The following is a 26,980-nucleotide window of genomic DNA, read 5'->3' on the forward strand; positions in this document are numbered from 1 at the left end:
TCGGACTCCCGTTCGCACCTTGCCTTGAGTACTGGCCCTGCCTAGATGCGCCCGGCCAAGTCGGGGCGTAGCGCAGCCTGGTAGCGCATCACACTGGGGGTGTGGAGGTCGCTGGTTCGAATCCAGTCGCCCCGACCATTTCAACGGAAAGCGTGAAATCCGCGAATGTCGAACTCTTCAATGGTGATGACGATGGTCCAGGCGGCTCCCGCCGGACAGTCAAGCGGCGCTACCGGCGCCTTTCTGCAATTCTTTCCGTTCCTGCTGATCTTCGTCATCTTCTACGTCCTCATGATCCGCCCGCAGCAGCGCCGGGCGAAGGAGCATCAGGCGGCAATTGCGGCGGTGAAGAAGGGTGACGAAGTCATTACCGCGGGCGGCATTCGCGGCCGCGTGACCAAGGTCATGGACGAGGACGCCGAGGTCGAGATCGCGAACGGCGTTCGCGTGCGTGTGATCAAGTCGACGCTGAGCGGAATCGTCTCGAGCGGCACCAAGCCGGCCAACGACTGATGCTCGAATTTCCGAAGTGGAAGGTGTGGCTGATCGGCCTCGTCATCGCGGCCGGCGTCCTCTTCTCGATTCCCAGCCTGATCAGCGGCACGCCATATGCGGCGAGCTGGCCGAAATGGCTCCCGCAATACAAGATCAGCCTCGGCCTGGATCTCGCCGGGGGAAGCCACCTGGTCGAGGAAGCCGATGCCGCCGACGCCCAGAAGCAGCGGCTTCAGGCGATGGAGGATTCGGTCGCGACCGAGCTTCGCCGCGATCCGCGGGTAGAGATCGGCGACATTTCCACAGCTGGCGGACGGCTGTCATTCCTCGTCCGGAACGCCACCCAGGTTGACACCGCGGTCGAGCGGATGCGGGCCCTCACTCGGCCGCAAGGGCTCACCGGCAGTCGCGACTGGGATGTCCAGGTCGTCGATTCAACCCGCGTCGTCATGATCCCCACGCCGAGCGGATCGGCCAAGGCGCTGAAGGACGCTATGAGCGTGGCGCGCGACGTCGTCCGCCGCCGCATCGATCCGGGCGGCACCAAGGAAATCACGGTCATCAACGAGGGCGCCAACCGCATCCTTGTCCAGGTCCCGGGGGTCGAAGATCCCGAAGCGTTGAAGAAGCTGATCGGCCAGACCGCCCGGCTCGAATTCAAGCTGGTCGATCTCTCGGCCAATCCGCAGGACGTCCAGCAGGGCCATGCGCCTCCCGGGAGCCAGGTGCTGCCGCTGGCCGACGGAACCGGCTTCATGGCGGTCAAGCGCCGGGTGATGGTCTCGGGCGACCAGCTCACCGACGCCAAGCAAAGCTTCAACCAGGATGGCGCGCCGGACATCGACATCACCTTCAACACCGCCGGCGCGCGCCGCTTCGGCCGGGTCACGCAGGAGAACGTCAACAAGCCGTTCGCGATCATCCTCGACGACAAGATCCTGTCGGCGCCCAACATCAACGAGCCGATCCTTGGCGGGCGCGCGCAGATCTCAGGGAGCTTCACGGTCCAGACCGCGCACGACCTCGCCGTCAGCCTCGCCTCGGGCAAGCTGCCGGTGAAGCTCAACGTGATCGAGGAGCGGACCGTCGGCCCCGACCTCGGCAAGGATTCCATTCACAAGGGCGCGATCGCCAGCGGCGTCTCGGTCGTGCTGGTGATGCTGTTCATGCTCATCACCTACGGCCGGTTCGGCGTCTACGCGAACATCGCGCTGGTCGTGAACGCCTTCCTCATCCTGGCGATCATGTCGATCTTCAACGCCACGCTGACGCTGCCTGGAATCGCCGGCTTCATCCTCACCATCGGCGCCGCGGTCGACGCCAATGTGCTGATCAACGAGCGCATCCGCGAGGAAATCCGCCGCGGGCGACGGCTGATCGACGCGGTCGAGACCGGCTATCACGAAGCCTTCCGCGCGATCTTCGACGCCAACGTCACCCACGTCATCTCGGCCGGCATCATGGCCTATTTCGGTTCGGGCCCGGTACGCGGCTTCGCCGTCGTGCTGATGATCGGCGTCGTCACCTCGGTGTTCACCGCGGTCTATTTCACCCGCATGCTCGTCGCGCTGTGGATCCGGCGCACGCGGCCGCGCGAACTGCACATCTGAGGCAAATGCTGAAATGAAGCTGCTCAAGCTCGTTCCCGACCATACCAACCTCGACTTCATGCGCTGGCGCAACCTGGCGCTGATCCTGTCGCTGGTGGCGACCGTCGCGTCGATCGCCTTCACCTTCTACCGCGGGCTCAACCTTGGCGTCGATTTCGTCGGCGGGCAGCTGATCCGGGTCAGCTTTCCGCAGCCGGTCGACGACGAGCAGCTGCGCTCGAAGGTCGATTCGCTGCACCTCGGTGAAGCGAACGTCCAACGGTTCGGCGGGCCCAAGAGCTTCCAGATCCGCCTGCCCAAGCCGCCGGGCGGGGATGCCGCCGCGAACAACGTCGCTACGCAGGTGAAGGCCGAGATCGAGAAAGACTTTCCGGGCGCGAAGATCGAATCTGTCGACACCGTCTCGGGCAAGGTCAGCGAGGAGCTGGCGAGCGGTAGCGCCATGGCCATCGGCTTGGCCATGCTCGGCATTGCGATTTACATCTGGTTCCGGTTCGAATGGCAGTTCGGGGTCGGCGCCCTGCTCACCCTCGCTCACGACGTGGCGATGACGCTTGGTTTCTTCGCTTTCACGAGGCTCCAGGTCGACCTCAACGTGGTCGCCGCCTTCCTGACCATCGTAGGCTACTCCTTGAACGACACGGTCGTCATCTACGACCGTATCCGCGAGAATCTGCGCAAGTACCGCAAGATGGCGATCCTGCCGCTGCTCAACCTGTCGCTCAACGAAACGTTGGCGCGGACGGTGGTCACGTCGCTGACGGTGCTGATCGCCCTCGGCGTCCTGATGCTGATCGGTCCCGAGGTGATCTTCGGCCTCGCCATCGCCATCTTCCTCGGTGTCCTCATCGGCACCTATTCGTCGATCTACATCTCCTCGCCGGTGCTGGTGTGGCTCGGGATTCAACCCGACAGCTTCCTCAAGTCGGACGATAAGGATGCGCCGGAGGCGCAGCCCGCCTGACCGTTCAGCTGAGACCAAGGTTTTCCCGTCCATCCATGCGCTTGGCCTGTTCCGACCGCCACGCTAATGAGGTTCCCATGCTGAAGCTTTCCCGTTCCGCGCTCCTGCTTGGCGCCTGCGTGCTCGCCGTTCCCCTTGCCGGTTGCGCCAAGGACCGCGTCAAGGGCGGCGACACCGCTTATGTCGCGCGTGACGTCAGCACGCTCTACTCGGCCGCCAAGCGGACCATGGACCAGGGCGACTATGAGCGGGCGGCGAAGCTGTTCGACGAGGTCGAGCGCCAGCACCCTTATTCGGTATGGGCCCGCCGCGCCCAGCTGATGAGCGCGTTCAATTACTATCTCGCCAAGAAATTCCCGGATGCCGTCAGCTCGGCGCAGCGCTTCGTCACCATTCACCCCGGCAACAGTGAAGCCCCCTACGCCCAGTATCTGATCGCGATGAGCTATTATCAGCAGATCGCCGACGTCAGCCGCGACCAGGCGATCACCCAGCAGGCGTCGGACGCGTTCGGCGAGCTGATTCGCCGCTTCCCCGAATCGCGCTACGCCGCCGACGCGCGGCTGAAGCTCGATCTCATCAACGACCATTTGGCGGGAAAGGAGATGGAGGTCGGCCGCTTCTATCAGCGCTCGGGAAACTGGCTCGCCTCGACCTATCGCTTCCGCGCCGTGGTCGACAAATTTTCGACCACGAGCCACGCGCCGGAAGCACTCGAGCGGTTGGTCGAATCCAACCTCGCTCTGGGCTTGCCCGACGAGGCGCGCAGGGTCGCCGCCGTGCTCGGCAAGAATTACCCAGAATCCTATTGGTACCGCCAGTCGCTGCGCCTCCTGATCGCGGAGCAGAAGCACACCGGCATCTGGACCGCCGAGGGACCGAAAACGAACAAGTGATAGGCAAGGCGACGAAGCCGCGCCTATCAGCCTAGCATGCTGAGGCAGCTCGCCGTCCACAACATCGTCCTGGTCGAACGGCTCGAGCTGGAGTTCGAGCCGGGGCTTGGCGTGCTCACCGGCGAAACCGGCGCGGGAAAGTCGATCCTGCTCGATGCCCTGGGTCTGGCGCTCGGCGCGCGCGCCGACACCGGCCTGGTGCGCGCCGGCGAGGACAGCGCCGCAGTGTCGGCCGAGATCCTGTTGCCTTCGCGCCACCCGGCCGTCGCGCTTCTCGACGAGCAGGGAATTACGCTCGAGCCGGGCGAGCCGCTGATCATCCGCCGGACGCTCAAGGGCGACGGCGGAAGCCGCGCCTTCGTCGGCACCGCTGCGGTTCCGGCGGGCGTGCTCCGCGACCTCGGCGCGCTCGCGGTCGAGATCCACGGCCAGCACGACGACCGCGGCCTGTTGAATCCGAAGGGCCATCGCGACCTGCTCGACAGTTTTGGCAAGCTCGACACCGGCGCGGTCGCCGAGGCCTGGACCGAAGTCACGCGGATCGAGCATGAGCTAGCCCACGCCCGCGCCGAAGCAGCCGCCGCCGAACGCGACCGCGACTATCTGACCCACGCCTGCGCTGAGATCGAGGCGCTGGCGCCCGAGGAAGGCGAGGAGAGCCGCTTGTCCGAAGAGCGGAGCGCGATGCAGGCCGGCCTCAAGGCCGGCGAATCGCTGACCGGTCTCGACGAGCTGCTCGGCGGGTCCGAAGGCGCGATTCCCCAGCTCCGCCAGGCGGCGCGGCGGATCGAGCGCGGCGCGGCCGATCATGAATTGCTTGCCGAGGCGCTGGCCTCGCTCGACCGCGCGTTGATCGAGGCATGCGAGGCCGAGGACCGCATCGGCCGCGCCGCCGAGGCCTTGGCCTTCGATCCGGCACGGCTCGACCAGACCGAGGCGCGGCTGTTCGAAATCCGCGCGCTCGCCCGCAAGCACCGCGTCGAGCCCGATGCGCTGGCCGCCCTGGGCGTTCAAATGCGCGAGCAGCTGGCGGCGATCGCGGCCGGGGGCGAGCATATCGCCGAGCTCGACCGCCAGCTCGTTGCCGCCCGCACCGGCTATTCCGCTGCCGCGGCCGCCCTCAGCGCGGACCGTCGCGAAGCCGCCATCAAGCTCGATTCGGCAGTCGCCGCCGAGCTTGCGCCGCTGAAGCTGGACACGGCGCGGTTCCGCACGGCCATTGGCGAAGCCGAGCCCGGGCCCGCGGGGACCGATCGCGTAGAGTTCGAGGTGTCGACCAATCCCGGCGCGCCGTTCGGCCCGCTGACCAGGATCGCGTCGGGCGGGGAGCTGTCGCGCTTCATTCTGGCGCTCAAGGTCGCGCTGGCGGAGGCCGGAAGCGCCGCGACGATGATCTTCGACGAGGTCGACCGCGGGGTCGGCGGCGCGGTCGCAAGCGCGATCGGCGAGCGGCTCGCGCGCCTCGCGCAGCAGAGCCAGGTCCTGGTCGTGACTCACTCGCCGCAAGTCGCGGCGCGCGCCTCCCACCATTACCGGATCGAGAAAAGGCATGGCGATGGCGGCACTCGCACGACGGTCCGCAAGCTCGGCGACGAAGAGCGGCGCGAAGAGATCGCGCGGATGCTTTCAGGGGCGTCGATCACGGACGAAGCGCGGGCGCAGGCGTCGCGGCTGCTCGACGCCGCATGACGGCGTATGTGGCGCTGATCCGCGCGGTGAACGTCGGCGGACGCCAGCTGAAGATGGCCGACCTCATGCGGATCGCGGAAGAGCTGAAGCTCGGCTCCCCCCGCACCTACATCGCCAGCGGCAACCTGGTCTTCACCAGCGATAAATCCGAGCGCGCGCTCAAGTCCGCGCTGGAGACGGCCATCGGCAACCACTGGGGCGTTACAGTTGATGTCCTTGTCCGGACCGCAGGAGAGATGGCCGACGCGGTCATGGGCAATCCGTTTGGCAATGAGCCCCGCAATCGTGTCGCCGCGATCTTCCTTGACGAGCCGCCGCCTGCGCACGCGCTGGACGCCGCCAAAGGCGTGGCGGATGAACGCATGGCGCTGGGCGTTCGCGAAATCTATGTGCATTACCCAAGCGGCATGGGCCAATCGAAGCTGCGCATTCCAGCCATGGCATCGGGTACCGCCCGGAACATGAACACAGTCACGAAGCTCGCCGAGTTGGCGGAGGAGATGGCATGAGCAAGGAAACCAACGTCCCGCTAGAGTTCGAGGGCGAGCAGCTCGAAAGCGTGTTCGTCGGGCGGCGCGACCGGCAGGCCCGGCCGACGGTGATCCTGATCCCGACGGTGATGGGGGTTTCCGACCTCGAGCTGAAGTTTGGCCGCCAGTTGGTCGAGCTCGGCTTCAACGCCTTCGTCGCCGACCTGTTCGGCAAGAAGTTCCGCGGCGCGCCCAGAGATGTGTGCTTCGGCGAGATGAACCGATTGGGATCGGACCGCGTCGCCCTGCGCCGCCGGCTGCTGGCCGTGGTCGAGCAGGCGCGTGGGCTCGGCGAGGTGGACGAGGGCAAGGTCGTCGTTGCCGGCTATTGCTTCGGCGGCAAGTGCGCGCTCGACGTGGCGCGGACCGGCGCGGATGTGGCGGGCGTGGCCAGTTTCCACGGGCTGTTCGACCCACCCGGCTGGGAGGTCGGCAAGATCAAGGCCAAAGTCCTCGCCATGCACGGCTGGAACGATCCGATGGTCAAGCCCGACGACGTCGTGGCGCTGGGGAACGAGCTGACCGCGGCCGGCGCCGACTGGCAGATCCACGCCTACGGCCATGTCGGCCACGGCTTCACCAACCCGAAGGCGCACGAGATCGGGATCGACGGCGTGCTCTATCACGAGCTCGCCGCCGAACGCTCCTGGACTGCGTTCATCAACTTCCTCGAGGAAGTGCTTGGCTGAGAGCCTGACCGAAGCGGATGCCGCGGAACGGCTGGCGTGGCTGGCCGCGGAGATCGCGCGCCACGACAAGCTTTACCACGACCAGGACGCGCCGGAGGCTTCCGACGCCCAATATGACGCCTTGGTTCGCGAGAATCGGGAGCTCGAAGCGCGCTTTCCCGAGCTGGTGCGCGCCGATTCGCCATCGAAGCGGCTCGGCGCCGCTCCGACTTCGGCGTTGGCTAAGGTGCCGCACGCGCGGCCGATGCTCAGCCTCGACAATGCCTTCTCGGACGAGGAGCTGGCCGAGTTCGTCAGCCGCGTCCGCCGCTTCCTTGCGCTGCCGGCGGACGAGCCGATCGCGCTGACCGCCGAGCCCAAGATCGACGGCCTCAGCTGCTCGCTGCGCTACGAGCACGGCCAGCTGGTGCTCGCCGCGACCCGCGGCGACGGGGCGGTCGGCGAGGACGTCACCGCCAACGTCCGGACGATCCGCGACATCCCGCAATCGATTGTAGCCGCTCCCGACGTGCTGGAGGTGCGCGGCGAGGTCTATATGTCGAAGGCGGACTTCGCGGCGTTGAACGCGCGGCAGGAGGCGTCGGGCGGCAAGGTCTTCGCCAATCCCCGCAATGCTGCGGCCGGTTCGCTCAGGCAGAAGGATCCGGGCATCACCGCCGCGCGGCCCTTGCGCTTCTATGCCCACGGGTGGGGCGAGCTTAGCGAGCCGCTGGCGGCGATGCAGCTGCTGGCGATGAAGAAGCTCGGATCGCTGGGCTTCCCGATCAGCGACCTGCTCGTCCGCTGCGACACCATCGAGGAAGCGCTCGCGCATTATCGCAAGATCGAGCAAGCGCGCGCCGACCTGCCCTACGACATCGACGGCGTGGTCTATAAGGTCGGGCGGCTCGACTGGCAGGAGCGCCTCGGCCAAGTCGGCCGCGCGCCGCGCTGGGCGATCGCTCGCAAGTTCCCCGCCGAGAAGGCCGAGACGACACTGGAGGCGATCGACATTCAGGTCGGCCGTACCGGCAAGCTGACCCCGGTCGGGCGACTGAAGCCAGTCGGCGTCGGCGGGGTGATGGTGGCCAACGTCACGCTCCACAACCGCGACGAGATCGCCCGCCTCGGCCTGCGCATCGGCGACCGCGTTCGCATCCAGCGCGCGGGCGACGTCATCCCGCAGGTGGTCGAGAATTTGACGCGGGACGAGCCGCGCAAACCCTACGTCTTTCCCGACCACTGCCCGATGTGTGCCAGCGAAGCGGTGGCCGAGGAAGGCGAGGTCGATGTCCGCTGCGCCGGCGGCCTGATCTGCCCGGCGCAGCGGTTCGAGCGGCTGCGCCATTTCGTGTCGCGCGGCGCGCTCGACATCGAAGGGCTGGGCGAGAAGTCGCTCGTCGAGTTCATCGAGCTCGGCTGGCTGCACTCGCCGGCCGACATCTTCCGCCTGCATAATCATCGCGATGAACTGCTCGGCCGCGAGGGGTGGAAAGAGAAATCGGTCGATAACCTCCTCGCGGCGATCGAGGCCAAGCGTCGCCCCGACGGCCCGCGCTTTCTGTTCGGTCTCGGCATCCGCCACGTCGGCATCGTCACCGCGCGTGACCTGTTGAAATGTTTCGGAACGATCGACGGGCTGCGGCGCGCTGCAGTGTCGGAAGGCGGCGAGGCCGAACTCTCATCCGTGCACGGCGTCGGGCCGGTCGTCGCCGAGGCTTTGGTCGATTTCTTCCATGAGCCGCACAACCGCGAAGCGCTCGACGATTTGCTGTCGGAGGTTACGCCTGCGCCCTTCGTCAGCGACGCGCGCCAAACCGAATGGAGCGGCAAGACCATCGTCTTCACCGGCAGCCTCGAAACCATGAGCCGCGACGAAGCCAAGGAGCAAGCCGAGCGCCTCGGCGCGCGCTCGGCAGGCTCGGTCAGCGCCAAAACCGACCTCGTGGTCGCGGGTCCCGGCGCGGGGTCCAAGCTCAAGAAGGCCGAGGAGCTGGGCATCCGCGTCGCCACGGAAGAAGAATGGGCAAAAATCGTTGCGGACGCTTTTGGGGGGAGCCCAAAGTGAAGGCCGAACTTCGGCATTTTGGAAACACGCAAACCCCGGTCGTCGTGATCGACGATTTCAGCGGCTCGCTCGAACATATTCTCGAAATTGCGGAAGCGCTCGCACCCTACCCTCGCCACACCAATTATTACCCGGGCCTCAGACGCATCTTCACCGTCGCCGACACGGCCGCGAACGCCTATGTCGAAGAGACTTGCGAGCGCGCCGCGCAGTTTATCGCCGACGCCTTCGACATCGACGCCTTCGATCTTGTCGAAGCAAGCTTCTCGATGGTGACGCTGAAACCGACGGAGCTAACTCCGCCGCAGCGAGCGCCGCATTTCGACACGACCGACCAGAAGGATCTCGCTTTGCTGCATTACCTTCGCGTGCCGCCCGATGCGGGGACGGCCTTTTACCGCCAGCGGGCAACGGGCATCGAGCGAGTGACGGAATTAAATGTCTCAGTCTACGTCCCGGTGGGGGAAGTTCAGAATGCGCAGCTGCCTGCGGGCTCGGGCTACTTCCACGGCTCGGACGAATTTTTCGAGCAGATAGGCGCAGTCGAGGCCGTCCCCGACCGGATGATCATCTTTCAAGGCAGCCTGCTCCATTCGGGGCTCATCCCGCCCGACATGCCGTTGACCGGCGACCCGCGTCAGGGCCGGCTGACCGCCAACATCTTCGTTCGCGGCCGTTGAAGGGAGCCAGGATGCGCAAGACGATGGTGCTGCTCGCAGCCGGTGCGGCCTTTGCGACTGCGGCCGGCGCTCAACTGCGCTACCGAACCCCGCTCGTCCGGCGGATGAAGTCGGCGACATTGGCGTGCAGCTCGCCGAGCGTCTCGGGCCTGAGATAGGCCATGTGGCCGGACTCGTAATAATGGAACTCCACGTTGCCGCGCAGCGTCGGCGGAACCGGCAAATGCCGCATCTCCATCTTGCCCTCGAAGTAAGGCGTCGAGACGTCGAAATAGCCGCCGTTGACCATCACCTTCATGTCCGGGTTCTGCATCATCGCGGTCGCCAGGTCGGGAAGCACGTTGGGTAGCGCGATCAACGGCTTGTCGGCGCTCGGCGGCTGGTGCTTGTAGTCCCACGACGAATAGACCGGGATGCCGGACTTGTACTGGATGGCGGGCGTGTAGTGCAGCCGGTCGCGGACGTAGTTTTGCCAGGCGGCGATGTAAGCCGCGCTGATCGCCGAGTCCTGCGGATCGTAGCTCGATACCTTGCTCAGGGGATCGAGGGTCGCGCCCACGAAGCGCGTGTCGAGCGTGCCGGTGGTCAGCCCCTGATCCCCCAGCAGCTCCTTCTGGAACGCTCCATATTGGATGCGGAGGTTCGTCTTGAGCAAATACGCCACCGACAGGCCGGTGTAGGTCGATAATTTCTGCGCGATGGCCTGACGCTCGGCGTCGGGCAGGTCGTTGCCCTGGATCAGCGCCTGTGCATAATCGCCCGTCGCGAATTGCTCGACCTGGGCGAGGAAGGCTTTCAAGTCCGCGGGCCGGTTGGCGACCTTGTTGAAGTGCCACGCCGTCGCCGCATAGGTCGGAAGCGCGACGATGTAGGGCATGTCGATCCCCGGGTTCACCTGCGGATCGTCGGGCAGCACGTCCCAGTTCAGAATGTCCGACAGCAGCATGACACCGTTCAAGTCCACGTCGGCCTTCTGCAGCGCCAGCGACAGACCTGCCGCGCGCATCGTGCCGTAGCTCTCGCCGAACAGATATTTGGGCGAGCCCCAGCGGCCATACTTGGTCAGGAACTGGCTGATGAACTTGGTGAAGGCGTCAATGTCCTGGTCGACGCCGTAGAAGCTCTTCTCCTTGTCCTTGCCGGCGATGCGGCTGAACCCCGTGCCGGGCGCGTCGATGAACACGAGATCGGAGACGTCGAGCAGGCTCTGGTCGTTGTCGACGACGGCATAAGGCGCGGGCGTGTGGCGCGCGGTCGCAGTGAGGACCCGCACCGGCCCGAACGCGCCCATGCGCAGCCATACTGTCGAGGATCCGGGGCCGCCGTTGAACAGGAAGGTGATCGGGCGGCCTGGCGATGGCGTGCCTTGCTTGAAGTAGGCCGTGTAGAACATCGAAGCCTGGGGCTTGGGCTCGTTCTTGTCCTTTTCGTCCTTACTCGCGGCGTCCGCCTCGACCGCGTCGGTGTCCTCCCACTCCTTGGCATGGATGACGAGCGTGCCCGCGACCGCGTCATAGGCAATCGGCTGGCCGCCGACGGTCAGCGTGCCGGCCGAGCGGACTTCGCCGGGCTTGAAGAATTCGCGAACCGGCGGGGCCGTGTCGGGCTTGGTCGCGGCGGCGGTTTTCGCCGGCGGCTTCGTTTTGCTGTGCGGCGGGACGGCAGCGCTCGCGGCCGAGGCGGCCACTATCGCTGCGAGGAGGATCGGCAATTTCATTACGCCGCTGTTGCAGCCGCGGTTGAGGCAGGCAAGCCCGCTAATGTGGCTGTTCGCAGACCAATACCGGCCACTCGCCGAAGCCGCGCTCTGCGATGCCGAACCCCAATTGCTCGTAAGCCGCGGCCACTCCATCGGCCTGGCTGTCCAGCAATCCCGCAAGGACGATCGTCCCACCCGGCGCCAACGACTTCGCGAAGTCCGCCGCGAGCTCAGTCAGGGGACCGGCGAGAATATTGGTCACGATCAAGTCGAACGGCGCTCGCGCCGCGAGCATCGGCGAGTCCATGCCGTCGGCGACCGCGAGCAGCAGCTCGCCTGCTCCATGGCCCAACTTGACGCGGTTGATCGCGGCATTGTCGCGCGCGACGTCGACGGCGACCGGATCGATGTCGGTCGCGATGCACTTGGCGTTCGGCCACAACGCGAGCGCGGCGAAGGCGAGCAGCCCCGTCCCCGTTCCGATGTCGGCGATGTTGGCAATGCGCCTGCCGTCGCGTTCCAGCTTGTCGAGCGCGGCGAGACAGCCGCCGGTCGTTGCATGCTGGCCGGTGCCGAAGGCGAGGCCGGCGTCGATCTCGAAATTGATCCGGTCGCGATCAGGTGCGTGGGTCGGGGTGTGGACAGTGAAGCGGCCGGCGCGGATCGGCTGCAGCCCGGCCTGGCTCATCGTCACCCAGTCGGCTTCGCCCAACTGTTCGACCTGCGGGGCGTCGAGGCCGAGCGTCGCCACGGCCGCGATCTCATCCTTGGTCGGCGGATGCTCGAAGTACGCGTGGATCAGCCAGTGGTCGGGCTGCCCGGGATCGGGCTCGTCGGCGACCAGCACCGCGCCGGGCAGGATCTCCTCGCCGTCGGCGATCGCCTCGCCCTGCGCGCGAGTGCAGGCGATACTGACCCGGAAGCTCACTTGCCCGCGGCTTCCTTCGCCAACCGTTCATCGAGCTTCTGGGTCAATGACCCCGCGTACGCGCGGCAGGCGTTCGGGTCGCTGAGCGGCGCTAGGCCGAGCAGGCGCTTGGGCATGTTGCTCGCCGCCGGATGGGGCGTCAGCAGGATGTCGCAATCGAGCGCCGCGACCTTGGCGATGCTCTTGCGGAAGGTGGCGACCAGCGCAGGATGCGCGGAGAAGCGGTAGTCGTCGCGGCTGACCGCGGTCAGGCTGTCGGCATAGACGATCTGGCGGCAGACGCCGCCATCGCACGCGCCCCAATGCCAGGTCGTTGCCCCCGCCGTATGCCCCGGGGTCGCGACCGGAAACAGCGCGAGACTGCCGAGCCGCACCATTTCGCCCTCCTGGACGATGCGGTCGACCCGCGCCGGCGGAAACGGCTTTAGGACACCCGCCTGCGGATCGTCCGCGCTGGGCGAGCCGGTCCTCAGCACGTTCGCCGCGGCGGCCGACGCATAAAGCTGGGCGCCGGTCAGCTGCTGCAGCCGGGCGATGCCGCCGGCATGATCGAAATGCTCGTGGCTGTTGAGGATGATGCGCACGTCGCGCGGGCTGAACCCGAGTTCGCGAATGTTGTTGGCGATCAGGTCCGCCGCGGCTTCCGGACCGCCGTCGATCAGGATGTCGCCTTTGTCGCCGACGATCAGGATCGAGGAGATGCCGCACGTCCCGACGAGATAGGTGTTGGCGTGGATGCGCACCGGCGGCGCCGGCTTTTCCCAATCGTCCGAATCCCTGCAGGCGTCGGCCCACAGCGGCCCGGCGGTTTCGATCGGCGCGATGGGCGCCGCCACGCGAGGCGGCGGCTTGCCGAACGGAATCGAGATCTGGGCGGCAAGCAGCAACGCCGGGGCGATGACGGCCTTAGCGAACATAGCTGGCGCCATTGACGTCGATGACGCTGCCGGTCGCCGAAGCCGGCGCGTCCACCGCCAGCCAGCGGATCGTCTCCGCGACCTCGTCGGTCGAGGCGACGCGGCCGAGCGGGATGTCGGCGATGATCTTCGCGCCGCCGCGCCCTTGCAGATACTCCTCGGTCATCTCGGACACGGTGAAACCGGGCGCCACTCCGAAACAGAGGATGCCGTCCGCCGCATAACCCCGGGCGATGGTCTTGATGACGGCCAGCAGCGCGCCCTTCGACGCGGCGTAATGCCAGTGCTGGGGCGAGTCGCCGCGAAAGGCTGCGCGGCTGATGACGTTGACGATCCGCCCGCCTTCGCCCCGATCGAGGAAGTGCGAGACGGCGAGACGGCTGAGATCGGCCGCGGCCTGCAGGTTGATGGTCAGCGTGCGGTGCCACGCGGAGTGCCACTCGTCGTCGGTCGCGTTGTCGGCGACGCTTTCATAGATGCCGGCGTTGTTGACCAGCACGTCGATGCGCCCATCGAGCTCATCGAGCGCGGTATCCCAGATCGCCCGGGGCGCGCCGGGATCGGCAAGGTCACCGGCGATCAGCAGGTCGCTGCCCCGCGTCGAATGACCAAGGACGTTATGGCCGTGGCGCTTGAGGAGCGCGTAAGCGGCGCCGCCAATGCCGCGGCTGGCGCCGGTGATGAGGATGTTCATGGCGCCCGCCTACCCTTCCGGGCGCGGCGGGGGAAGAAGTCAGGCGACCATGCCGTTGACGAAGGCCTTGGCGGTCGACTTGAAGTTGGCGATCTGCTCGCTGAAGCGGCCGAAGCCCTGCTCCACCTCGTCGATGTCCTGGGCGACGTTCTCGGTATCGGTGCGGATCGCGGCGATGGTCGAGCTCATCGAGTCGGCGGCGAGCGCGGTCTCGTCGACCGCGGCGGTGATCATCGTCACCGTCTGCGCCTGCAACTCCATCGCCTGGCGGATGCGGTCGGCGGAGGTTTGCACTTCCTCGACGGTGCCCTGGATCGACCCATTGGCCTCGACCGTCTGGCGCGTCGCCTGCTGGATCGCGGTGATCTTGGCGGTGATATCGTCGGTCGCCCGCGCCGTCTGTGAGGCTAGGCTCTTCACTTCCTGGGCGACGACCGCGAAGCCGCGGCCGGCATCCCCGGCGCGTGCCGCCTCGATGGTCGCGTTGAGCGCGAGAAGGTTGGTCTGGCCCGCGATGTCGCGGATCAGGCTGAGAATCGATTCGATCGCCTCCACGTGCGCGGACAGCGCCTGGCTGACCTTGACCGCCTGGCTCGCCTGATCGCCCGCGCGCGTCGCGACCTCGGCTGCGGTTTCGACCTCGGTCCGCGCATCTTCGATCGCGCGAATGAGGCCGGCGGCGGTCTGGGCGGCTTCGCGCATGGCGACGGCCGACTGCTCGGCAGCGGCGGCGACTTCGCTGGTTTTGCCGAGCATGCCGCGGGCCGAGGCCGCGGTAGCGCGGGTGCGGTCGGTCAGGCTTTTCGACTGGTCAGTCGATGCCCGTACCAATTCGCCGACGCGGTGCTCGAACTGCTCGCTTTCATGACCCCGCTGGTCGGCGGCCTCGATCGACTGGAGCACCGCCACTTGCGCGAGGATGATGTCCGTCTCGATGATGTCTATGCGGTAATAGGCCGACATGCAGCGCGCGAGCTGATCGCAATCGCCATCGAGCTGCTTGGTCAATGAGCTGAAGATCCGATCCGCGATCTCGAAACGATCCGCGATATATTCCGGCACGGAAGTATGGTCGTGGTAGAGCTGCCGTCCATATTCGGCGATCGACTGTATCCAGGTCGCATCGATGTTGCCCGAATAAATCGCGGAATACCGGTCCGCCCGGTCGGATCCGAACTGTGCCCCAATCTCGGCGACCACGAACCCGAGCATATGGTCCCTGAACAGTTTAACGTCGCGCTCGAGCGAACCGCCCGGGTTATAGGCCTTCAGCCGTGCGCTCACCTGTTCGTCGGTCAATCGCTGCAGCTGTGCGGTCTCGCCAGTCATCCGTCGCTCTCCGTGCTTCACTTTGTCGTGTTGCCGACGCTCTTGCCGCACAATGGTTAAGACCGGGTTAGACGATGCCCAAAACTTGCCTCGCATCGGAGGCGGCCTTAAGCGGCGGCTCCATGGCAAAAGCTCCACCGCGCCCACTCTCGCCCCATCTGACCGTCTGGCGATGGGGACCCCACATGCTCATTTCGATCCTTCACCGCGTGACCGGCGTCGGGCTGTCGATCGCCGGCCTGGCCGTGCTGACGTGGTGGCTGATGGCGCTCGCCGGCGGGACCGAGGCCTATGCCACCTTCGCCAAGGCGGCCGTCCACCCGCTGGGCATCATCGTCCTCGTCGGGCTGACCTGGGCCTTTTTCCAGCACCTCTTCTCGGGCATCCGCCACTTGGTGATGGACACCGGCGCCGGCTTCGAGCTCGACACCAACAAGCGTTTCGCCATCCTGACGCTCGTCGGCTCGGTGCTACTGACCGCGCTCCTGTGGGTCTACATCCTGGAGTACCGCGCATGAGCCTCGGCGAGAGCGCCAGCCCGCTTGGCCGCGCTCGCGGCCTCGGCTCGGCCCGCGAAGGTGGCGAGCATTGGCTGACTGAACGAGTCACCAGTGTCGCCTTGCTTCTGCTCGGCTCCTGGTTGATCGCCTCGCTGCTGTTGCTGCCGAGCCTGGACCAGCGCACCGTTTTCGAATGGCTGCGCGCGCCGAGCGGCGCGGTGCCGATGGCGCTGCTGATCATTGTCGGCTTCAAGCATGCGCTCGACGGGATGAAGGTCGTCGTCGACGATTATGTGCATGAGCCCGGCAACAATTTCGCCTTGAACACCTTGCTGCTGTTCCTTGCCGTCGGCGGCGCTGCGCTGTCGCTGTTCGCACTCGCTCGCATCACCCTCGGGGGCGGGGCTTGAGTGCTTACCAGATCGTCGACCACAGCTACGACGTGGTGGTCGTCGGGGCGGGCGGAGCCGGGCTGCGCGCCACCATGGGAGCCGCCGAGCAGGGCCTGAAGACGGCCTGCATCACCAAGGTTTTCCCGACCCGCAGCCATACCGTCGCCGCGCAAGGCGGGATCGCTGCGGCGCTCGGCAATATGGGCCCGGATCATTGGACCTGGCACATGTACGATACAGTCAAGGGCTCCGACTGGCTCGGCGACCAGGACGCCATCGAATATATGGTGCGCGAGGCGCCCGCCGCGGTGATCGAGCTCGAACATGCCGGTCTGCCGTTCAGCCGCACGGCCGACGGGAAAATCTACCAGCGCGCGTTTGGCGGGATGACCCAGAATATGGGCGAGGGGCCGGCCGCCCTGCGAACTTGCGCAGCCGCCGACCGCACCGGTCACGCGATGCTCCACACGCTCTACCAGCAGAGCCTCAAGCGCGACGCCGACTTTTTCATCGAATATTTCGCGCTCGACTTGATCACGGAAGACGGCGTCTGCCGCGGGGTCGTCGCGCTGAACCTTGATGATGGGTCGGTGCACCGGTTCCGGGCCCAGGCGGTTGTCATTGCAACCGGCGGCTATGGCCGCATTTATTTCTCCTGCACCGGCGCCCACACCCAGACGGGCGACGGCAATGGCATGGTCCTTCGCGCCGGCCTGGCGCTCCAGGACATGGAGTTCGTCCAGTTCCACCCGACCGGCCTCTACGGTGTCGGAGTGCTGATTACCGAGGGCGCGCGGGGCGAAGGCGGCTATCTGACCAATGCGAGCGGGGAACGCTTCATGGAGCGTTATGCGCCGCATGCGAAGGATCTCGCCAGTCGCGACGTCGTCTCACGCTCGATGGCGATGGAAATTCGCGAGGGCCGCGGCGTCGGCGAGCTCAAGGACCACATCTGGCTTCACCTCGACCACATCGACCCGAAGATCCTGCACGAGCGACTGCCCGGCATTACAGAAACGGCGAAGACTTTTACGGGCGTCGACCTCACGCGCCAGCCGGTCCCGGTGGTTCCGACAGTCCACTACAACATGGGCGGCATCCCAACGAACTATCATGGCGAGGTCGTGACCCTTAAGGACGGCAACCCCGATATGGTCGTCCCGGGCCTGTTCGCGGTCGGCGAAGCGGCCTGCGTGAGCGTCCACGGCGCCAACCGCCTCGGCTCGAACAGCCTGATCGACCTCGTCGTATTCGGCCGCGCCGCGGGCCTGCGCCTGGGGGAGACGCTCAAGACGGGCATCATCCAGGAAGAGCTGCCGAAGGACTCCGCCGAGCTCGCGCTGTCCCGGCTCGACAAGTTCCGCCACGCTGAGGGCGGCAGCCCGACCGCCGAAATCCGCCTCGACATGCAACGGGTCATGCAGGCGGATTGCGCGGTGTTCCGCACCGACCGCACGCTTGGCGACGGCGTCGCCAAGATCGACAAGGTCTATCAGCGCATGGCCGACGTGCATGTTACCGACCGCAGCCTGATCTGGAACAGCGACCTGGTCGAAACGCTCGAGCTCGACAACCTCCTCGGCCAAGCCGTGGTTACCATGCGTTGCGCCGCCAACCGCAAGGAGAGCCGCGGCGCCCACATGCAGGAGGATTATCCCGAGCGCGACGACAAGAACTGGATGAAGCACACTATCGCCTGGTTCGACGGCTGGGGCGGAAATGGCGGCGACGTCCGCATCGACTACCGCCCGGTCCACGACTTCACGCTCACCGACGACATCCAGTACATCAAGCCCAAGGCGCGGGTGTATTGAGGGCCGCCTGAGGCTTTGGCCGCATAGAGCCTAGGGAAATGCAAGTCGCGGCTCCCTTTTGCAGATATTTCTAAAGCAACCGACGAGTTTCACTTTTCGCCGCAAATTTGAGTAGCTAGCTTCACCGAAGTCCATCGGGGGGAGAGCAAATGCGGTTGAGCCTGTTCCTACTCATAATGACCAGTCCGGCGAGCGCCACCGCGGCTCCGTCGCTTCCGACCGGTTATCATTTGATCCCCGGTGCAGTGCCGCTCGACAGCGGGCCCGACGGCAACTCGATCGTCATCGACGCTCCGAAGGGCCTGATCGTGGTCGATACCGGCCGCCACCCCGAACATGCGCAGGCGGTCATCGATTATGCCAGGCAGCAGGGCAAACCGATCGCCGCCATCGTCAACTCGCACTGGCATCTCGATCATACGACGGGCAATTGGGATATCCGCCAAGCATATCCGGGCGTTGCCATCTACGCGAGCAATGCGCTGGAGGGTGCGCTCGTCACCTTCCTCGCCGACAGCAAGGCCGATGCCGAAAAGGCGCTCGCCGACCCCAAGACCACGCAATCGGCGCGCGACCAGATTCTGCGTGGGCGCTCCGTCCTCGACCATCCCGAGCGCATCAAGCCCAATCACATCGTCGTGAAGTCGGGCAAGATGGCCATCGCCGGCCGTCCGCTCGACGTCCATCTGGCCAAAATTGCTGCGACCGAGGGCGACGTGTGGCTTTACGACCCGAAGACGCGAGTCGCGGTTGTCGGTGATCTCGTCGTCGATATCGTGCCGTTCATGGATAGCGCCTGTCCCGACGGCTGGAGCAAGGCGCTGGGCGAGGTCGCCAAGGTACCCTTCACGGTGCTGATTCCGGGCCACGGAGCGGTGATGAGCCGGGCCGATTTCGCCGAGTGGCGCACGGCCTATGACAATTTCGTCAAATGCGGCCATTCCACCGCCGGCAAAAAGACCTGCGTCGACGGCTGGTCGCGCGATGCCGCGAGGTTCATTGATGCCGCGCACAAGGACTATGCGCGCGAGGCCGCGGATTATTATCTGGAGACGCGCCTGCGCTCCTCAGCGGAAGAGCAGCAACGCTTCTGCCGGCCGCTGACCGCCGCGACCTGGCGTAAGCCCGCCTGACTTTCTGCGCCGTGACGAGGCGACACCCTTGTTGTATGTCGGCGCGATGCTGACCCCGGTTGCTGTGGATCACGACGAGCGCGAGCGGCTCCAAAACATGTTCGAACAGGCACCCGGATTCATGGCCCTGCTCGAAGGTGGGACCACCGTTTCACGGTAGCCAACCACGCGTTCCACGAGCTTGTCGGCGACCGCGACCTCGTCGGGCGGACGGTCGCCAATGCCATCCCCGAATTTGCCGGCCAGGGCTTCGTCGAGATCCTCGACCAGGTCGCATCGACCGGCCAACCCTATGTCGGCCATGTGATGCCGCTGCGGTTGCCCGGCACGGACGGAGGGACGGAAAAGATGTTCCTCGATCTCGTCTTTCAACCGGTGCTCGACGCGGCCGGCGAGCAAACGGCAATCTTCGTCGCCGGCCACAATGTCACCGACGACAAGCGGAACGCGACACTTCGCACCGCGCACAACCGGGTTCTCGAGCTCGCGATCGGCGACAGCCCGCTCGAGACGACGCTGGGTGAGCTGATCAGGATTGTCGAAACGACATCACGCACCGACGTACTCGGCTCGATCCTGCTACTCGATGCGGACGGCAAGCACTTGCGCCACGGGGCTGCGCCGACCCTGCCCAAGGCTTATAGCGAGGCGATCGACGGCGCGGAGATCGGCCCGTGCGCCGGCTCGTGCGGGACCGCCGCCTTCACCGCCGAACCCGTGTTCGTGTCGGACATCGAAACCGATCCCTTATGGGCAGACTTTAAACAGGTCGCGCTTCCTCACGGGCTTCGAGCTTGCTGGTCGACCCCCATTCTCACCCGCGGGCGCAAGGTGCTGGGCACCTTCGCCATGTACCACCGCGAGCCGCGCGAACCGACCATTCGCGACCTGATGCTGGTCGATCTGGTGACTCAGACGGCGGCCCTGGTGATCGACCGTGAACGCGCCCAGGCCGCGCTCCGCTCGATCGCCACAATGACTCATTCGTCCTCGTCTTCGTAGCCGACTAGGTTTAGCTCGCACGCCTTGATCTGGTGGGTCATGCACCAATGCTTGAGCGCTTCCTCGCGGCCGTGGGTGATCCACACCTCGGTCGGCGCGAGCTCACGGATGGTCATCGTCAATTCGTCCCAGTCGGCGTGATCGGAGATGATCAGCGGCAGCTCGACGTTGCGCTGGCGCGCGCGCTGGCGGATGCGCATCCAACCTGAGGCCATGGCGGTCACGGGGTCCGGCAGCCGGCGCGACCAGCGGTCGTTGAGCGCTCCGGGCGGCGCAATCACGATGTGGCCGGCCATTTCCCGCTTGGTCGCGCCGGTCGCGGGGCGAAGCTCGCCGAGCTCGACCCCGAAGCTCTCATACAGCTCGTTGAGCCGCTCGATCGCACCATGGAAATAGATCGGGGCGTGGTGGCCGCGGGCCCGCAACTCGGTGATGATCCGCTGCGCCTTGCCCAAGGCATAAGCGCCGACGAGCACGCACCGCGACCGGTCTGAATGGAGGCGGTGCAGCAAGCGATCGATCTCGCTGCCGGTGTCGGGATGGCGGAACACCGGCAGGCCGAAGGTCGCCTCGGTAATGAAGATGTCGCACGGCACGGGAACAAAGCATGGGCAGGTCGGGTCGGGTCGGCGCTTGTAATCACCGGAGACGACGACCCGCTCGCCCTTGTGTTCCAGCACGATCTGGGCGGAGCCGAGCACATGCCCGGCGGGGACGAACCGGACATCGACCTCGCCGACGCGGATCGTCTCGTCATAGATGATGCCCTGGCCCGACTGCGGGCCGTAGCGAGTCTCCATAATGGTGAGGGTCTCCGGGGTGGCCAGCACCGCGCCGTGGCCGCCCCGCGCATGATCGGCGTGCCCGTGAGTGACCAATGCCTTCGCCTTGGGCCGCGACGGATCGATCCACGCGTCGGCGGGCCGTACGTAAATGCCCTCGGGATGGGACTCGATCCAGGAACCCAATCGCGCCATTGCGAGCTATATAGGCGCGACGGCGACAAGTTCCCGCGGGAGGAGTGAGACATGGACGAAGCTTCGTGGTGGATCATCGACATCGTCGGCCCGGTCATCCTGCTGATCGTGCTGATCTGGCTGGTGATGCGCCGCCGCTCCAACCGGACCACCGACCAGACCGAGGCCGGCACGCGCGAGCTCTATGCCGAAGAGGAGCAGCGGCGCCGCGAGGGGTCTGACGACCTCTGAGCAACCTTCCCGCCGTCGTAAGCGAATGGTTCGACTCCAAGGGCTGGGCGCCGCGGCGGCACCAGCTCGAGATGCTCGAACGCGCCCGCGGCGGTCGGAGCGCGCTGCTGGTGGCGGCAACGGGTGCCGGGAAGACGCTCGCGGGCTTCCTGCCCAGTATTTGCGAGCTGGCCAACCAGCCCAGCGAAGGCCTGCACACGCTCTACGTATCGCCGCTCAAGGCGCTCGCGGTCGACGTCCAGCGCAATTTGATCGGGCCGATCGAGGAGATGAGCCTGCCGATCCGGGTCGAGACGCGCACCGGCGACACGCCCTCCGATCGCAAGGCACGGCAGCGGGTGAAGCCGCCGCAAATGCTGCTGACGACGCCGGAGTCGCTGAGCCTGCTGCTGAGCTATCCCGACGCCGCGACGATGTTCGAGGGACTTCGGACAATCGTCGTCGACGAGCTTCACGCTTTCGCCAGGGAGAAGCGCGGCGACCTCCTATCGCTGTCGATGTCGCGGCTGCAAACGCTGGCGCCCGGGCTGCGCCGGGTGGGGCTGTCGGCAACGATCAGCGATCCCGACGCGTATCGCTCATGGCTGGCGCCGGACGCCGACATGGAGCTGGTCGACCTCGTCATCGGCGATCCCGGTGCCGAGCCCGACCTGTCGATCTTGATTCCCGAGAACAAGATCCCGTGGGGCGGTCACTCGGGCTATCACGCGATCGCCGACGTCATGCGGCTGATCGAGCAGCATAAAACCACGCTCGTCTTCAGCAACACGCGCGGCCTTGCCGAGCTGATCTTCCAGAAGCTGTGGGACGAAAACGACCAGGGCCTGCCGATCGGCATCCATCACGGCAGCCTGTCGGTCGAGGCGCGGCGCCGGGTCGAAGCCGCAATGGCCGCAAACAAGCTGCGCGGCCTGGTCGCAACCGCCAGCCTCGACCTCGGCATCGACTGGGGCGACATCGACCTCGTGATCCAGATGGGTGCGCCCAAGGGCAGCTCCCGCCTGCTCCAGCGGATTGGCCGCGCCAACCACCGGTTGGACGAGCCGAGCAAGGGCATCATCGTCCCCGGCAACCGCTTCGAATATCTCGAAGCGCGCGCCGCGCTCGACGCGATCGACGACGGAGAGCTCGACCCCGAAGTATTCCGGCCCGGCGCGCTCGATGTGCTCGCCCAACACATCCTCGCGATGGCGGTCGCCGCACCGTTCCAGCAGGACGAGTTGCTTCGGGAAATTCACTCGGCCGCGCCGTATGCCGGGCTCAAGCCTGAGACGTTCGAGGAAATCCTCAATTTCATCGCCACCGGCGGCTATGCGCTCAAGGCCTATGATCGCTTTCGCCGGCTGGTGCCCGAGACGGGCGGCATGTGGCGCATCGCCAAGCCTGCGGTCGCCCAGCAGCACCGTCTAAACGCGGGAGTCATCGTCGAGCAGCCGCTGATGAGCGTCCGCTTCAAGAACGGCCGCAAGCTCGGCACCGTCGAGGAAGGGTTCGCATCCGCCTTGGCGCCCGGCGACCGCTTCTTTTTCGCCGGCCTCAGCCTGGAGGTCGAGCAGTTCAAGGATACGGACATCATTGTCCACGCGTCGTCCAAGCGCGGACAAATCGTCACCTACGGCGGGCAGCGGATGTCGATGTCGACCCATCTCGCCAACCGGGTCCGGCAGATGCTCGCCGACCGCAACGATTGGTCGCGTTTTCCCGACGATGTCCGCGAATGGCTCGAAGTGCAGTCCGAGCGCTCGGTGCTGCCGGAGCCGCACCAGCTGCTGGTCGAGACCTTCCCGCACGAGGGCCAGCATTTCATGGTCGCCTACAGCTTCGAGGGCTGGAACGCGCATCAGTCGCTCGGCATGCTGATCACGCGCCGGATGGAGAGCGCCGGATTGAAGCCCTTCGGCTTCGTCGCCAACGACTATGCGCTGGCCTGCTACGGCCTCGAACCGATCACCGACCCGAAAGCGCTGTTCTCGGCCGACATCCTGGAGCAGGAGTTCGTCGACTGGGTCGAAAGCTCGTACCTGCTCAAAACCGCATTCCGCGAGGTGGCGGTGATCGGTGGGTTGGTCGAACGGCAGCATCCGGGGAAGAGGAAAACCGGGCGGCAGGTCAGCTTCTCGACCGACCTCATCTACGACGTGCTCCGGCGCTACGAGCCCCAGCACCTGCTGCTCCGCGCCGCATGGGATGATGCGCGGCGGCGGATGACCGAACTCGGCCGCCTCGTCCGCCTGGTCGACCGCGCGTCCGCGACCATGCTGCATGTCGAGACCGGCCGGATCACCCCGATGGCGGTGCCGCTGATGGTCATCGTCGGCCGCGAATCGCTGCCGCCCGGCGCCGAGGCCGACGAAGCGCTGCTGACGCAAGCCGAAGCGCTCGCAGCCGAAGCGATGCAATTGTAATCGCTCAGCTTCTCTGCGACTCTGTCGCCATGCTTCGCGCGCTGATCATCCTGTTTCCGCTCGCCCTCGGCGGCTGCGTGGTCGGCGCGGTGGCGCAGACCGCGGTCGATGTCGTCACTCTTCCGGTCAAGGTTGCGTCGGCCGGCGTCGACGCCGCGACGACCAGCCAGTCCGAGGCGGATGAGAAGCGCGGCCGCGAGATCCGCAAGGCGGAAGAGGAACGCGGCCGGCAATTGCGGCTGGCCGAGGAGCGCTGCCGCAAGAGCAGACCGCTCCCGACCGACGACTGCTCGTCCTACCGCCCGCGCTGACCGCGCCGCCCGCCGGACTGCCCGGTCATCGCCGCCAGCTCGTAGAGATAATCGACGTAAAACATCGCCGATTCGTCGAGTCCCGCGACCTTGGGGGTGTTGCTGTCGATCAAATACCATTCGTCGGGCGCGTGCGCGCCGCCGCCGGTGCCGAGCCCGAAGCCGACCGCGGCCAGCTTCAGCGGCGGGCCGGTAAAGGTCACGCCCGGCCATGAGCCCGGCTGGCGCGGGTTGATCGAATATTCGACTCCCGCCTTCCTGAGCGCCGCCATTTGTGATTTGACGAGGAGACTGTTCTCGTCGGTCTCGGTCGGACTGTAACCGCCGCTGACGTTGACGATGATATCGCCAAAGCCGCGCTTGGCGAGGTGCGCCTTGAGCTTCGCTTCGGCTTCCTCGCGGGTCATGTCGGGCACCAGACGAAGGTCGAGCTTGGCTTCGGCGCGGCCGGGGAGCACGGTCTTGCCGCCCGGGCCCGTGTAGCCGCTGACCAGGCCTTCGATATTGACCGTCGGCTGCGACGCGAGCCGGTACGAGGCGGTCAGATAATCCTCATCCTTGTACCAATGCCTGATGCCGAGCTGTTTCATAACGTCGGCTTCGTTGGACTTGGACACGCCCTCGGCGATCAGCGCCCTCTGGCGCGGCGACAGGGGCTTCACATTCTCGAACCAGCCGTCGATCGCGGGGGTCTGCCCGTCCTCCGCGACCAACGTATCGAGCGCCTTGACCAGCCGCCACACCGGGCTGTCGACATTGGCCTTGAGGCTGGAGTGAACGTCCTTGGCCGGGCCGCGCCCCCAATGCTCGCCGCTGGAGATCAGCTGTACTTCCATCACGCCCTTGGCACCCAGGTCGATGGTCGTCGCGCCGTTGCTCTCCTGCCCCGCGCCGGGGATGAACACCCCAACCACCTTCTGCATCGCCGGCAACACTTCGGGGTTCTGGACGATTTGCTTGAAATGCGGCGAAGCGATCTCTTCTTCGCCTTCGGCGACCAGCACGAGGTTCACCGGGAGCTTGCGCCCGGTCGCCTTGAACGCGTGGAGCGCGGCCAGGAATGCGGTCTCCGGGCCCTTCTGGTTGACCGCGCCGCGGCCGATGATCGCCTTACCTTCGGGCCGATCGACCAGCCGCCCTTCGAGCGGCGGCGACGACCATTCCGACGGCACGTATTGTTTGACGTCGTACATGAAATAGAGGCCAAGCGTCGTCGGGGCGCCGGCGTCGAGCGTCGCGAACACGCCGGGCACGCCGTCGGTCTGGATCACCTTCGCCTGCTGGAAGCCGGCGTCGAGCAGCAACTGGCGCATATAGTCCGCGCCGCCTTCGACGTTGAGCTTTTCGGCGGCGATGGTCGGATGCGCAATCCAGTCCTGCAGCCGCTTGAGGCTGGCGGGGTGCGCCGCCTTGAGCGCGGCCGCGAGTTCCGGGCGGTTCGGAGTCTCGGCCATTGCAGCGGTGGATAGCAGGGCCGCGCAAGTGGCGGCGAAGGCGCGCATTTTCATATCCGTGATTCTCCCCCAAGATCAGGCCAGCAGCTAAAAGGGGAACGACGGCAAAGTCCAGATGGACAGGGTGCCGACGACCGGGAATAGCGAAGCATGCGCTACTTCCTCGACACCGAATATAATGGCTGGGGCGGCAATTTGCTCAGCCTGGCGCTGGTCTCCGAGCACGGCGAGGAGCTGTATCTGACGCTGGCTTGGAACGGCGCGCTCGAGCCATGGGTCGAACGCAACGTGGTGCCGTACCTCGACACGGTTCCCGAGCCACTGATCTCTCCGCGGCTGAGCCGGGCAGACGCGGCGCGAACCGTCGCGCATTTCCTCGCCGGCGACGCCGAGCCGTTGATCGTCGCCGACTGGCCCGAGGACATCGCGCTGATCAGCGCGCTGCTCGTCACCGGGCCGGGAATGATGGTCGAAGTGCCGCCGATCACCTTCAGGTTCGTCGAGCTCAGCGGCTTCAGCACCGCCGCCAACAGCAAGGTGCCACATAACGCGCTGCACGATGCGCGCGCGCTGCGCGATCACATCCTCGGGCTGGAATGACGCTTATTCGGCGGCAGTGCGGAAGGAGCTGATCCGCTCGCCCTCGCGGTCGACCCACGTCAGATCATGCAGCGAAAGCTCGCGGCCGTCGTGGGCGAGCACGCAGATCTTGCGCACTGGCTTGCCGTCGCGCCGGTCGGCGAGCACGATCTCCATCTTGCCATAGCCCCATTCGTCGCCCCACTGCCGCATCGCGAGTACGACCGGGAGCAGGCCTTCGCCCTTGGGGGTCAGCGAATAGATGACACGGCGGCGGTCGGCGGGATCGGGCGAGCGCTCGAGGATCCCGCCGGCGACCATCTTGCTCAGCCGGTCGGAGAGGATGTTGCGGGCAATCCCGAGGCCGGCCTGGAATTCCTCGAAATGATGAAGCCCGTTGAACGTCCCGCGAAGGATGAGGAACGCCCACTTTTCCCCGATCAGGTCCACGGCCGCCGGGATCGGACACGAAAGCGCGGCTTCCTTGAAGCGATCGATGTCCGACGTGAGCGTGTCTGCCGGCATTACACCTTACTCCCCTGCCGAATCTCATCAAAGCACACAACGGTTCCAAAAAACAGTTGCTGAATGATACTGAACGCGCTATTTAGTTTCAAATCGCAACTATAACAGGAGGCACCGCGATGTTCCGTTCCGCTCTCGCCCTTTCGGCTTTTGTGCTGGCGGCCGCGCCGGCAGCCGCAGCGAGCTATTCGGCAAAGCTCGCCGAGCCGACGACCGACCGCTTCATCGCCCGCGACATTGTCTGGAGTTGTGGTCCCCAGGCGTGCCAGGGCGCGACCGACAACGGCCGTCCGGTCGTCCTCTGCCAGTCGCTAGCCAAGCGCGCCGGGCGCGTCGATTCGTTCGTGATCAATGGCTTTGCGCTTTCTCCGGCCGAGCTCGATCGCTGCAACGCTTCGGCCAAGGCGGCGGCCGACCAGAAGCTCGCGGCCAAGCAATAAACCTCCCTCGGGGCCGCGACTCGATCCCCTCCCCGCGGCCCCACCCTTCT

Annotated in this window: 27 protein-coding genes and 1 tRNA gene; 20 read left to right on the forward strand and 8 right to left on the reverse strand. The window is 66.0% G+C overall.

All coding sequences use genetic code 11. From position 1 onward, the window contains the following. Window positions 1-61 precede the first annotated feature (61 nt). The 10 genes from N539_RS0107290 to N539_RS0107335 all read left to right on the forward strand — a co-directional run bounded on the left by N539_RS0107290 (window position 62) and on the right by N539_RS0107335 (window position 9,600). Window positions 62-138: transfer RNA gene (locus N539_RS0107290), tRNA-Pro, on the forward strand. A 27-nt stretch (window positions 139-165) separates the two neighbouring features. Next, window positions 166-513 carry a preprotein translocase subunit YajC gene (yajC, locus tag N539_RS0107295; RefSeq protein ID WP_231462945.1) on the forward strand — a complete coding sequence of 116 codons (348 nt, stop codon included), beginning with the start codon at window positions 166-168 and terminating at the stop codon, window positions 511-513. Next, on the forward strand, window positions 513-2,105 hold the full coding sequence (secD, locus tag N539_RS0107300; protein ID WP_028969746.1) for a protein translocase subunit SecD: 1,593 nt from the start codon (window positions 513-515) through the stop codon (window positions 2,103-2,105). Before yajC ends, secD begins: the two co-directional genes overlap by 1 nt. 13 nt (window positions 2,106-2,118) lie before the next feature. After that, the gene (secF, locus tag N539_RS0107305) at window positions 2,119-3,069 is read left to right on the forward strand and encodes a protein translocase subunit SecF (protein ID WP_028969747.1); all 951 of its coding nucleotides are present in this window, start codon (window positions 2,119-2,121) and stop codon (window positions 3,067-3,069) included. Between the two features lie 77 nt (window positions 3,070-3,146). Continuing rightward, on the forward strand, window positions 3,147-3,965 hold the full coding sequence (locus tag N539_RS15925; RefSeq protein ID WP_051531609.1) for an outer membrane protein assembly factor BamD: 819 nt from the start codon (window positions 3,147-3,149) through the stop codon (window positions 3,963-3,965). Between the two features lie 36 nt (window positions 3,966-4,001). Beyond that, window positions 4,002-5,654, forward strand: a complete 1,653-nt coding sequence (recN, locus tag N539_RS0107315) for a DNA repair protein RecN (protein WP_028969748.1) — start codon at window positions 4,002-4,004, stop codon at window positions 5,652-5,654. Then, window positions 5,651-6,163: a DUF1697 domain-containing protein gene (locus tag N539_RS0107320; RefSeq protein ID WP_028969749.1), complete on the forward strand. Its 513-nt coding sequence runs from the start codon at window positions 5,651-5,653 to the stop codon at window positions 6,161-6,163. The genes recN and N539_RS0107320 overlap by 4 nt, the downstream gene beginning before the upstream one ends. After that, a complete protein-coding gene (locus N539_RS18985; RefSeq protein ID WP_037552533.1) occupies window positions 6,160-6,873 on the forward strand; it encodes a dienelactone hydrolase family protein in 714 nt (237 codons plus the stop codon). The genes N539_RS0107320 and N539_RS18985 overlap by 4 nt, the downstream gene beginning before the upstream one ends. Next, entirely contained in the window at window positions 6,866-8,920 is a 2,055-nt protein-coding gene (gene ligA, locus N539_RS0107330) for an NAD-dependent DNA ligase LigA (protein ID WP_028969750.1), read from the forward strand. The genes N539_RS18985 and ligA overlap by 8 nt, the downstream gene beginning before the upstream one ends. After that, window positions 8,917-9,600 (forward strand): DUF6445 family protein, encoded by a 684-nt coding sequence (locus N539_RS0107335; RefSeq protein WP_028969751.1) that lies wholly within the window; start codon window positions 8,917-8,919, stop codon window positions 9,598-9,600. Before ligA ends, N539_RS0107335 begins: the two co-directional genes overlap by 4 nt. 79 nt (window positions 9,601-9,679) lie before the next feature. Here the strand turns inward: N539_RS0107335 and N539_RS0107340 are convergent, their stop codons facing one another. The 5 genes from N539_RS0107340 to N539_RS0107360 are packed head-to-tail and all read right to left on the reverse strand — an operon-like array spanning window position 9,680 to window position 15,167. Then, window positions 9,680-11,317 carry a S10 family peptidase gene (locus N539_RS0107340; protein ID WP_028969752.1) on the reverse strand — a complete coding sequence of 546 codons (1,638 nt, stop codon included), beginning with the start codon at window positions 11,315-11,317 and terminating at the stop codon, window positions 9,680-9,682. A gap of 40 nt (window positions 11,318-11,357) precedes the next feature. Beyond that, a complete protein-coding gene (locus tag N539_RS15935) occupies window positions 11,358-12,227 on the reverse strand; it encodes a 50S ribosomal protein L11 methyltransferase (protein WP_037552534.1) in 870 nt (289 codons plus the stop codon). Then, the gene (gene bla / locus N539_RS0107350; protein ID WP_028969753.1) at window positions 12,224-13,144 is read right to left on the reverse strand and encodes a subclass B3 metallo-beta-lactamase; all 921 of its coding nucleotides are present in this window, start codon (window positions 13,142-13,144) and stop codon (window positions 12,224-12,226) included. Before bla ends, N539_RS15935 begins: the two co-directional genes overlap by 4 nt. After that, the gene (locus tag N539_RS0107355; RefSeq protein WP_028969754.1) at window positions 13,134-13,838 is read right to left on the reverse strand and encodes an SDR family NAD(P)-dependent oxidoreductase; all 705 of its coding nucleotides are present in this window, start codon (window positions 13,836-13,838) and stop codon (window positions 13,134-13,136) included. Before N539_RS0107355 ends, bla begins: the two co-directional genes overlap by 11 nt. Before the next feature lie 39 nt (window positions 13,839-13,877). After that, entirely contained in the window at window positions 13,878-15,167 is a 1,290-nt protein-coding gene (locus N539_RS0107360; RefSeq protein WP_028969755.1) for a methyl-accepting chemotaxis protein, read from the reverse strand. Between the two features lie 122 nt (window positions 15,168-15,289). Between N539_RS0107360 and sdhC the strand changes: the two genes are divergently transcribed. From sdhC to N539_RS15940, 5 genes are all read left to right on the forward strand, one after another. Then, window positions 15,290-15,685 carry a succinate dehydrogenase, cytochrome b556 subunit gene (sdhC, locus tag N539_RS0107365; protein ID WP_028969756.1) on the forward strand — a complete coding sequence of 132 codons (396 nt, stop codon included), beginning with the start codon at window positions 15,290-15,292 and terminating at the stop codon, window positions 15,683-15,685. Next, window positions 15,682-16,077 carry a succinate dehydrogenase, hydrophobic membrane anchor protein gene (gene sdhD / locus N539_RS0107370; RefSeq protein ID WP_028969757.1) on the forward strand — a complete coding sequence of 132 codons (396 nt, stop codon included), beginning with the start codon at window positions 15,682-15,684 and terminating at the stop codon, window positions 16,075-16,077. Before sdhC ends, sdhD begins: the two co-directional genes overlap by 4 nt. After that, a complete protein-coding gene (gene sdhA, locus N539_RS0107375; RefSeq protein WP_028969758.1) occupies window positions 16,074-17,873 on the forward strand; it encodes a succinate dehydrogenase flavoprotein subunit in 1,800 nt (599 codons plus the stop codon). Before sdhD ends, sdhA begins: the two co-directional genes overlap by 4 nt. A 176-nt stretch (window positions 17,874-18,049) precedes the next feature. Next, a complete protein-coding gene (locus N539_RS0107380) occupies window positions 18,050-19,006 on the forward strand; it encodes an MBL fold metallo-hydrolase (RefSeq protein ID WP_028969759.1) in 957 nt (318 codons plus the stop codon). Between the two features lie 117 nt (window positions 19,007-19,123). Then, window positions 19,124-20,008, forward strand: coding sequence for a GAF domain-containing protein (locus tag N539_RS15940; RefSeq protein ID WP_231462960.1), 885 nt, complete (start codon window positions 19,124-19,126; stop codon window positions 20,006-20,008). Here N539_RS15940 and N539_RS0107395 read toward each other — a convergent pair. Continuing rightward, window positions 19,987-20,976: a ligase-associated DNA damage response exonuclease gene (locus N539_RS0107395; RefSeq protein ID WP_156029829.1), complete on the reverse strand. Its 990-nt coding sequence runs from the start codon at window positions 20,974-20,976 to the stop codon at window positions 19,987-19,989. The genes N539_RS15940 and N539_RS0107395 overlap by 22 nt on opposite strands. Before the next feature lie 60 nt (window positions 20,977-21,036). Here N539_RS0107395 and N539_RS0107400 point away from each other — a divergent pair, with 60 nt between their 5' ends. The 3 genes from N539_RS0107400 to N539_RS15945 are packed head-to-tail and all read left to right on the forward strand — an operon-like array spanning window position 21,037 to window position 23,932. Then, the gene (locus tag N539_RS0107400; protein WP_028969762.1) at window positions 21,037-21,216 is read left to right on the forward strand and encodes a hypothetical protein; all 180 of its coding nucleotides are present in this window, start codon (window positions 21,037-21,039) and stop codon (window positions 21,214-21,216) included. Beyond that, on the forward strand, window positions 21,213-23,621 hold the full coding sequence (locus tag N539_RS0107405; protein ID WP_028969763.1) for a ligase-associated DNA damage response DEXH box helicase: 2,409 nt from the start codon (window positions 21,213-21,215) through the stop codon (window positions 23,619-23,621). Before N539_RS0107400 ends, N539_RS0107405 begins: the two co-directional genes overlap by 4 nt. Window positions 23,622-23,650: 29 nt before the next feature. Then, window positions 23,651-23,932 carry a hypothetical protein gene (locus N539_RS15945; RefSeq protein ID WP_037552539.1) on the forward strand — a complete coding sequence of 94 codons (282 nt, stop codon included), beginning with the start codon at window positions 23,651-23,653 and terminating at the stop codon, window positions 23,930-23,932. Here N539_RS15945 and N539_RS15950 read toward each other — a convergent pair. Then, entirely contained in the window at window positions 23,917-25,386 is a 1,470-nt protein-coding gene (locus N539_RS15950; protein ID WP_231462948.1) for a M20/M25/M40 family metallo-hydrolase, read from the reverse strand. The genes N539_RS15945 and N539_RS15950 overlap by 16 nt on opposite strands. A gap of 150 nt (window positions 25,387-25,536) precedes the next feature. Here N539_RS15950 and N539_RS0107420 point away from each other — a divergent pair, with 150 nt between their 5' ends. Continuing rightward, a complete protein-coding gene (locus N539_RS0107420; protein WP_028969764.1) occupies window positions 25,537-25,986 on the forward strand; it encodes a hypothetical protein in 450 nt (149 codons plus the stop codon). Between the two features lie 3 nt (window positions 25,987-25,989). On the opposite strand, the gene N539_RS0107425 is transcribed toward N539_RS0107420, so the two are convergent. Beyond that, window positions 25,990-26,490 carry a winged helix-turn-helix transcriptional regulator gene (locus N539_RS0107425; protein WP_051531612.1) on the reverse strand — a complete coding sequence of 167 codons (501 nt, stop codon included), beginning with the start codon at window positions 26,488-26,490 and terminating at the stop codon, window positions 25,990-25,992. A gap of 119 nt (window positions 26,491-26,609) precedes the next feature. On the opposite strand from N539_RS0107425, the gene N539_RS0107430 reads away from it, so the two are divergent. Continuing rightward, complete coding sequence (locus tag N539_RS0107430; RefSeq protein WP_028969766.1) at window positions 26,610-26,930, forward strand: CC_3452 family protein; 321 nt, start codon at window positions 26,610-26,612, stop codon at window positions 26,928-26,930. The last annotated feature ends 50 nt before the right edge of the window (window positions 26,931-26,980 follow it).

This window comes from Sphingomonas sp. URHD0057, from assembly GCF_000620665.1.
Classification (GTDB): Bacteria; Pseudomonadota; Alphaproteobacteria; order Sphingomonadales; family Sphingomonadaceae; genus Sphingomicrobium.

Excerpts from the sequence above, each read along its gene's own strand:
- yajC (WP_231462945.1), top strand. The coding sequence starts at position 166 with ATGTCGAACTCTTCAATGGTGATGACGATGGTCCAGGCGGCTCCCGCC.
- secD (WP_028969746.1), top strand. The coding sequence starts at position 513 with ATGCTCGAATTTCCGAAGTGGAAGGTGTGGCTGATCGGCCTCGTCATC.
- secF (WP_028969747.1), top strand. The coding sequence starts at position 2,119 with ATGAAGCTGCTCAAGCTCGTTCCCGACCATACCAACCTCGACTTCATG.
- N539_RS15925 (WP_051531609.1), top strand. The coding sequence starts at position 3,147 with ATGCTGAAGCTTTCCCGTTCCGCGCTCCTGCTTGGCGCCTGCGTGCTC.
- recN (WP_028969748.1), top strand. The coding sequence starts at position 4,002 with ATGCTGAGGCAGCTCGCCGTCCACAACATCGTCCTGGTCGAACGGCTC.
- N539_RS0107320 (WP_028969749.1), top strand. The coding sequence starts at position 5,651 with ATGACGGCGTATGTGGCGCTGATCCGCGCGGTGAACGTCGGCGGACGC.
- N539_RS18985 (WP_037552533.1), top strand. The coding sequence starts at position 6,160 with ATGAGCAAGGAAACCAACGTCCCGCTAGAGTTCGAGGGCGAGCAGCTC.
- N539_RS0107340 (WP_028969752.1), bottom strand. The coding sequence starts at position 11,317 with ATGAAATTGCCGATCCTCCTCGCAGCGATAGTGGCCGCCTCGGCCGCG.
- bla (WP_028969753.1), bottom strand. The coding sequence starts at position 13,144 with ATGTTCGCTAAGGCCGTCATCGCCCCGGCGTTGCTGCTTGCCGCCCAG.
- N539_RS0107355 (WP_028969754.1), bottom strand. The coding sequence starts at position 13,838 with ATGAACATCCTCATCACCGGCGCCAGCCGCGGCATTGGCGGCGCCGCT.
- N539_RS0107360 (WP_028969755.1), bottom strand. The coding sequence starts at position 15,167 with ATGACTGGCGAGACCGCACAGCTGCAGCGATTGACCGACGAACAGGTG.
- sdhC (WP_028969756.1), top strand. The coding sequence starts at position 15,290 with ATGGCAAAAGCTCCACCGCGCCCACTCTCGCCCCATCTGACCGTCTGG.
- sdhD (WP_028969757.1), top strand. The coding sequence starts at position 15,682 with ATGAGCCTCGGCGAGAGCGCCAGCCCGCTTGGCCGCGCTCGCGGCCTC.
- N539_RS0107380 (WP_028969759.1), top strand. The coding sequence starts at position 18,050 with ATGACCAGTCCGGCGAGCGCCACCGCGGCTCCGTCGCTTCCGACCGGT.
- N539_RS0107400 (WP_028969762.1), top strand. The coding sequence starts at position 21,037 with ATGGACGAAGCTTCGTGGTGGATCATCGACATCGTCGGCCCGGTCATC.
- N539_RS15945 (WP_037552539.1), top strand. The coding sequence starts at position 23,651 with ATGCTTCGCGCGCTGATCATCCTGTTTCCGCTCGCCCTCGGCGGCTGC.
- N539_RS15950 (WP_231462948.1), bottom strand. The coding sequence starts at position 25,386 with ATGGCCGAGACTCCGAACCGCCCGGAACTCGCGGCCGCGCTCAAGGCG.
- N539_RS0107420 (WP_028969764.1), top strand. The coding sequence starts at position 25,537 with ATGCGCTACTTCCTCGACACCGAATATAATGGCTGGGGCGGCAATTTG.
- N539_RS0107425 (WP_051531612.1), bottom strand. The coding sequence starts at position 26,490 with ATGCCGGCAGACACGCTCACGTCGGACATCGATCGCTTCAAGGAAGCC.
- N539_RS0107430 (WP_028969766.1), top strand. The coding sequence starts at position 26,610 with ATGTTCCGTTCCGCTCTCGCCCTTTCGGCTTTTGTGCTGGCGGCCGCG.